At 52.2% G+C, this 5,887-nt stretch carries 9 tRNA genes and 3 rRNA genes; all 12 read left to right on the top strand.

From position 1 onward, the window contains the following. The 12 genes from KHA95_RS22670 to KHA95_RS22725 all read left to right on the top strand — a co-directional run bounded on the left by KHA95_RS22670 (position 1) and on the right by KHA95_RS22725 (position 5,852). Positions 1 to 2,932: ribosomal RNA gene (locus KHA95_RS22670) — 23S ribosomal RNA — on the top strand. 131 nt (positions 2,933 to 3,063) lie between these two features. Continuing rightward, positions 3,064 to 3,179: ribosomal RNA gene (rrf, locus tag KHA95_RS22675) — 5S ribosomal RNA — on the top strand. A 55-nt stretch (positions 3,180 to 3,234) separates the two neighbouring features. Beyond that, positions 3,235 to 3,310 (top strand) — tRNA-Val (locus KHA95_RS22680). 9 nt (positions 3,311 to 3,319) lie between these two features. Continuing rightward, positions 3,320 to 3,395 (top strand) — tRNA-Thr (locus KHA95_RS22685). Positions 3,396 to 3,402: 7 nt separating this feature from the next. Continuing rightward, a tRNA-Lys gene (locus KHA95_RS22690) sits at positions 3,403 to 3,478 on the top strand. Between the two features lie 9 nt (positions 3,479 to 3,487). Beyond that, positions 3,488 to 3,569 (top strand) — tRNA-Leu (locus KHA95_RS22695). Positions 3,570 to 3,648: 79 nt separating this feature from the next. Beyond that, positions 3,649 to 3,723 (top strand) — tRNA-Gly (locus KHA95_RS22700). Positions 3,724 to 3,741: 18 nt separating this feature from the next. After that, positions 3,742 to 3,830 (top strand) — tRNA-Leu (locus tag KHA95_RS22705). A gap of 8 nt (positions 3,831 to 3,838) precedes the next feature. Further along, positions 3,839 to 3,915, top strand: a tRNA-Arg gene (locus KHA95_RS22710). Positions 3,916 to 3,971: 56 nt separating this feature from the next. Beyond that, positions 3,972 to 4,048: transfer RNA gene (locus KHA95_RS22715), tRNA-Pro, on the top strand. Positions 4,049 to 4,057: 9 nt separating this feature from the next. Further along, positions 4,058 to 4,133 (top strand) — tRNA-Ala (locus KHA95_RS22720). Positions 4,134 to 4,300: 167 nt separating this feature from the next. Then, positions 4,301 to 5,852, top strand: a 16S ribosomal RNA gene (locus tag KHA95_RS22725). Positions 5,853 to 5,887: the final 35 nt, after the last annotated feature.

Genomic DNA, 5,887 nt, shown 5'->3' on the forward strand with positions numbered 1-5,887 from the left:
GATTAAGTTAATAAGGGCGCACGGCGGATGCCTTGGCACTAGGAGCCGATGAAGGACGGGACTAACACCGATATGCTTCGGGGAGCTGTAAGCAAGCGTTGATCCGGAGATTTCCGAATGGGGAAACCCACTGCTCGTAATGGAGTAGTATCCATTTCTGAATACATAGGAAATGGAAGGCAGACCCGGGGAACTGAAACATCTAAGTACCCGGAGGAAGAGAAAGAAACATCGATTCCCTAAGTAGCGGCGAGCGAAACGGGAAGAGCCCAAACCAAGAGGCTTGCCTCTTGGGGTTGTAGGACACTCTACACGGAGTTACAAAGGAACGAAGTAGATGAAGCGGTCTGGAAAGACCCGCCAGAGAAGGTAACAGCCCTGTATTCGAAACTTCGTTCCCTCCAGAGTGGATCCTGAGTACGGCGGGACACGTGAAATCCCGTCGGAAGCAGGGAGGACCATCTCCCAAGGCTAAATACTCCCTAGTGACCGATAGTGAACCAGTACCGTGAGGGAAAGGTGAAAAGCACCCCGGAAGGGGAGTGAAAAAGATCCTGAAACCGTGTGCCTACAAGTAGTCAGAGCACATTCATGTGTGATGGCGTGCCTTTTGTAGAATGAACCGGCGAGTTGCGATTTCATGCAAGGTTAAGTTGAAGAGACGGAGCCGCAGCGAAAGCGAGTCTGAATAGGGCGAATAAGTATGAGGTCGCAGACCCGAAACCAGGTGATCTACCCATGTCCAGGGTGAAGGTAAGGTAACACTTACTGGAGGCCCGAACCCACGTACGTTGAAAAGTGCGGGGATGAGGTGTGGGTAGCGGTGAAATTCCAATCGAACCTGGAGATAGCTGGTTCTCTCCGAAATAGCTTTAGGGCTAGCCTCAAGGTAAGAGTGTTGGAGGTAGAGCACTGTTTGGACTAGGGGCCCTCATCGGGTTACCGAATTCAGACAAACTCCGAATGCCAATTACTTGTCCTTGGGAGTCAGACTGCGAGTGATAAGATCCGTAGTCGAGAGGGAAACAACCCAGACCGCCAGCTAAGGTCCCAAAGTATACGTTAAGTGGAAAAGGATGTGGAGTTGCTTAGACAACCAGGATGTTGGCTTAGAAGCAGCCACCATTTAAAGAGTGCGTAATAGCTCACTGGTCGAGTGACTCTGCGCCGAAAATGTACCGGGGCTAAACGTATCACCGAAGCTGCGGATTGACACCTTCTGGTGTCAATGGTAGGAGAGCGTTCTAAGGGCTGTGAAGCCAGATCGTAAGGACTGGTGGAGCGCTTAGAAGTGAGAATGCCGGTATGAGTAGCGAAAGAAGGGTGAGAATCCCTTCCACCGAATGCCTAAGGTTTCCTGAGGAAGGCTCGTCCGCTCAGGGTTAGTCGGGGCCTAAGCCGAGGCCGAAAGGCGTAGGCGATGGACAACAGGTTGATATTCCTGTACCACCTAATTTCCGTTTGAGTAATGGGGGGACGCAGGAGGATAGGGTAAGCGCGCTGCTGGATTAGCGCGTCCAAGCAGGTAGGCTGGGAGTGAGGCAAATCCTTACTCCTAAGGCTGAACTGTGATGGCGAGGGAAATATAGTACCGAAGTTCCTGATTCCACACTGCCAAGAAAAGCCTCTAGCGAGGAAATGGGTGCCCGTACCGCAAACCGACACAGGTAGGCGAGGAGAGAATCCTAAGGTGATCGAGAGAACTCTCGTTAAGGAACTCGGCAAAATGACCCCGTAACTTCGGGAGAAGGGGTGCTCCCGCGAGTGAAAGCTTGCGGAAGCCGCAGTGAATAGGCCCAGGCGACTGTTTAGCAAAAACACAGGTCTCTGCGAAGCCGTAAGGCGAAGTATAGGGGCTGACGCCTGCCCGGTGCTGGAAGGTTAAGAGGAGCGCTTAGACTTCGGTCGAAGGTGCGAATTGAAGCCCCAGTAAACGGCGGCCGTAACTATAACGGTCCTAAGGTAGCGAAATTCCTTGTCGGGTAAGTTCCGACCCGCACGAAAGGCGCAACGATCTGGGCACTGTCTCAACGAGAGACTCGGTGAAATTATAGTACCTGTGAAGATGCAGGTTACCCGCGACAGGACGGAAAGACCCCGTGGAGCTTTACTGCAGCCTGATATTGAATGTTGGTGCAGCTTGTACAGGATAGGTAGGAGCCTTGGAAACCGGAGCGCCAGCTTCGGTGGAGGCATTGGTGGGATACTACCCTTGCTGTATTGACATTCTAACCCGCAGCCGTGATCCGGCTGGGAGACAGTGTCTGGCAGGCAGTTTGACTGGGGCGGTCGCCTCCTAAAATGTAACGGAGGCGCCCAAAGGTTCCCTCAGAATGGTTGGAAATCATTCGCAGAGTGTAAAGGCACAAGGGAGCTTGACTGCGAGACCTACAAGTCGAGCAGGGACGAAAGTCGGGCTTAGTGATCCGGTGGTTCCGCATGGAAGGGCCATCGCTCAACGGATAAAAGCTACCCCGGGGATAACAGGCTTATCTCCCCCAAGAGTTCACATCGACGGGGAGGTTTGGCACCTCGATGTCGGCTCATCGCATCCTGGGGCTGTAGTCGGTCCCAAGGGTTGGGCTGTTCGCCCATTAAAGCGGTACGCGAGCTGGGTTCAGAACGTCGTGAGACAGTTCGGTCCCTATCCGTCGTGGGCGCAGGAAATTTGAGAGGAGCTGTCCTTAGTACGAGAGGACCGGGATGGACGCACCGCTGGTGTACCAGTTGTTCCGCCAGGAGCATCGCTGGGTAGCTATGTGCGGACGGGATAAGTGCTGAAAGCATCTAAGCATGAAGCCCCCCTCAAGATGAGATTTCCCATAGCGCAAGCTAGTAAGATCCCTGAAAGATGATCAGGTTGATAGGTCCGGTGTGGAAGTGTGGTGACACATGGAGCTGACGGATACTAATCGATCGAGGACTTAATCAATTTATTACATGGTTTACCTTCTCATTTATCTAGTTTTGAGAGAACGAACATTTTCTCAAGCAGAAAAGGATCTTCTGTTAAGATCGCTCACGTCCTGTGAGCAACACAGAAGCCAGTACATCCTGTATAAGTCTGGTGGCGATAGCGAAGAGGTCACACCCGTTCCCATCTCGAACACGGCAGTTAAGCTCTTCAGCGCCGATGGTAGTTGGGGGTTTCCCCCTGCAAGAGTAGGACGTTGCCAGGCATACATATAAAGTTTTAGGATGACAAGTGGGATAACTTGTACGTCCTTATACTTTGGAGGATTAGCTCAGCTGGGAGAGCATCTGCCTTACAAGCAGAGGGTCGGCGGTTCGATCCCGTCATCCTCCACCATATGAATATGCCGGCCTAGCTCAATTGGTAGAGCAACTGACTTGTAATCAGTAGGTTGGGGGTTCAAGTCCTCTGGCCGGCACCATTTGTACGAGCCATTAGCTCAGTCGGTAGAGCATCTGACTTTTAATCAGAGGGTCGCAGGTTCGAATCCTGCATGGCTCACCATTTTATATTGCGGGTGTGGTGGAACTGGCAGACACGCTAGACTTAGGATCTAGTGCCGTAAGGCGTGGGGGTTCGACTCCCTTCACCCGCACTTTAAAAATAAATGGTCTTCTGTTAAGAATTGTCATATCCTGTGGCAAGCACGGAAGTCAAAACAACCTAATCAAAATGCGGAAGTAGTTCAGTGGTAGAACACCACCTTGCCAAGGTGGGGGTCGCGGGTTCGAACCCCGTCTTCCGCTCCAAAAATTATTTGATTTGTTGCCGGGGTGGCGGAACTGGCAGACGCACAGGACTTAAAATCCTGCGGTAGGTGACTACCGTACCGGTTCGATTCCGGTCCTCGGCACCATTTTATTTGCGCCCGTAGCTCAATTGGATAGAGCGTCTGACTACGGATCAGAAGGCTATGGGTTCGACTCCTGTCGGGCGCGCCATTTTTAAAATAAAATGGAAACTTAGTATTAATATTTTTAGTTTCTTATATTTGGAACGGGAAGTAGCTCAGCTTGGTAGAGCACTTGGTTTGGGACCAAGGGGTCGCAGGTTCGAATCCTGTCTTCCCGACCATTCTAATACGGGGCCTTAGCTCAGCTGGGAGAGCGCCTGCCTTGCACGCAGGAGGTCAGCGGTTCGATCCCGCTAGGCTCCACCATTTTTTTAAAAAACTATTGACAACTCTTCGAAGAGTTGTTAAACTAGGAAAGTCGCCTTAAGAAGACGACAAATAAGTTTGATCTTTGAAAACTGAACGAAACGAACGTCAAGATAATTTTTAAACAATGGTTTTAACCATTGCCAGCTTATGAGCTAACAAACTTCTTTTATGAGAGTTTGATCCTGGCTCAGGACGAACGCTGGCGGCGTGCCTAATACATGCAAGTCGAGCGAATGGATGGGAGCTTGCTCCCTGAAGTTAGCGGCGGACGGGTGAGTAACACGTGGGCAACCTGCCTGTAAGACTGGGATAACTTCGGGAAACCGGAGCTAATACCGGATAATTTCTTTCCTCGCATGGGGAAAGGTTGAAAGGCGGCTTCGGCTGTCACTTACAGATGGGCCCGCGGCGCATTAGCTAGTTGGTGAGGTAACGGCTCACCAAGGCAACGATGCGTAGCCGACCTGAGAGGGTGATCGGCCACACTGGGACTGAGACACGGCCCAGACTCCTACGGGAGGCAGCAGTAGGGAATCTTCCGCAATGGACGAAAGTCTGACGGAGCAACGCCGCGTGAGTGATGAAGGTCTTCGGATCGTAAAACTCTGTTATCAGGGAAGAACAAGTATCGGAGTAACTGCCGGTACCTTGACGGTACCTGACCAGAAAGCCACGGCTAACTACGTGCCAGCAGCCGCGGTAATACGTAGGTGGCAAGCGTTGTCCGGAATTATTGGGCGTAAAGCGCGCGCAGGCGGTCTCTTAAGTCTGATGTGAAAGCCCACGGCTCAACCGTGGAGGGTCATTGGAAACTGGGAGACTTGAGTGCAGAAGAGAAGAGCGGAATTCCACGTGTAGCGGTGAAATGCGTAGAGATGTGGAGGAACACCAGTGGCGAAGGCGGCTCTTTGGTCTGTAACTGACGCTGAGGCGCGAAAGCGTGGGGAGCGAACAGGATTAGATACCCTGGTAGTCCACGCCGTAAACGATGAGTGCTAAGTGTTAGAGGGTTTCCGCCCTTTAGTGCTGCAGCAAACGCATTAAGCACTCCGCCTGGGGAGTACGGCCGCAAGGCTGAAACTCAAAGGAATTGACGGGGACCCGCACAAGCGGTGGAGCATGTGGTTTAATTCGAAGCAACGCGAAGAACCTTACCAGGTCTTGACATCCTCTGACAACCTTAGAGATAAGGCGTTCCCCTTCGGGGGACAGAGTGACAGGTGGTGCATGGTTGTCGTCAGCTCGTGTCGTGAGATGTTGGGTTAAGTCCCGCAACGAGCGCAACCCTTGATCTTAGTTGCCAGCATTTAGTTGGGCACTCTAAGGTGACTGCCGGTGACAAACCGGAGGAAGGTGGGGATGACGTCAAATCATCATGCCCCTTATGACCTGGGCTACACACGTGCTACAATGGATGGTACAAAGGGCTGCAAGACCGCGAGGTTTAGCCAATCCCATAAAACCATTCTCAGTTCGGATTGCAGGCTGCAACTCGCCTGCATGAAGCCGGAATCGCTAGTAATCGTGGATCAGCATGCCACGGTGAATACGTTCCCGGGTCTTGTACACACCGCCCGTCACACCACGAGAGTTTGTAACACCCGAAGTCGGTGGGGTAACCCTTTTGGGAGCCAGCCGCCGAAGGTGGGACAGATGATTGGGGTGAAGTCGTAACAAGGTAGCCGTATCGGAAGGTGCGGCTGGATCACCTCCTTTCTAAGGAATATTGTTGGCAGCTAGGCCAACAAAAA

Origin of the sequence: Bacillus sp. FJAT-50079 (assembly GCF_018343515.1) — a bacterium.
GTDB lineage: Bacteria > Bacillota > Bacilli > Bacillales > Bacillaceae_C > Lederbergia.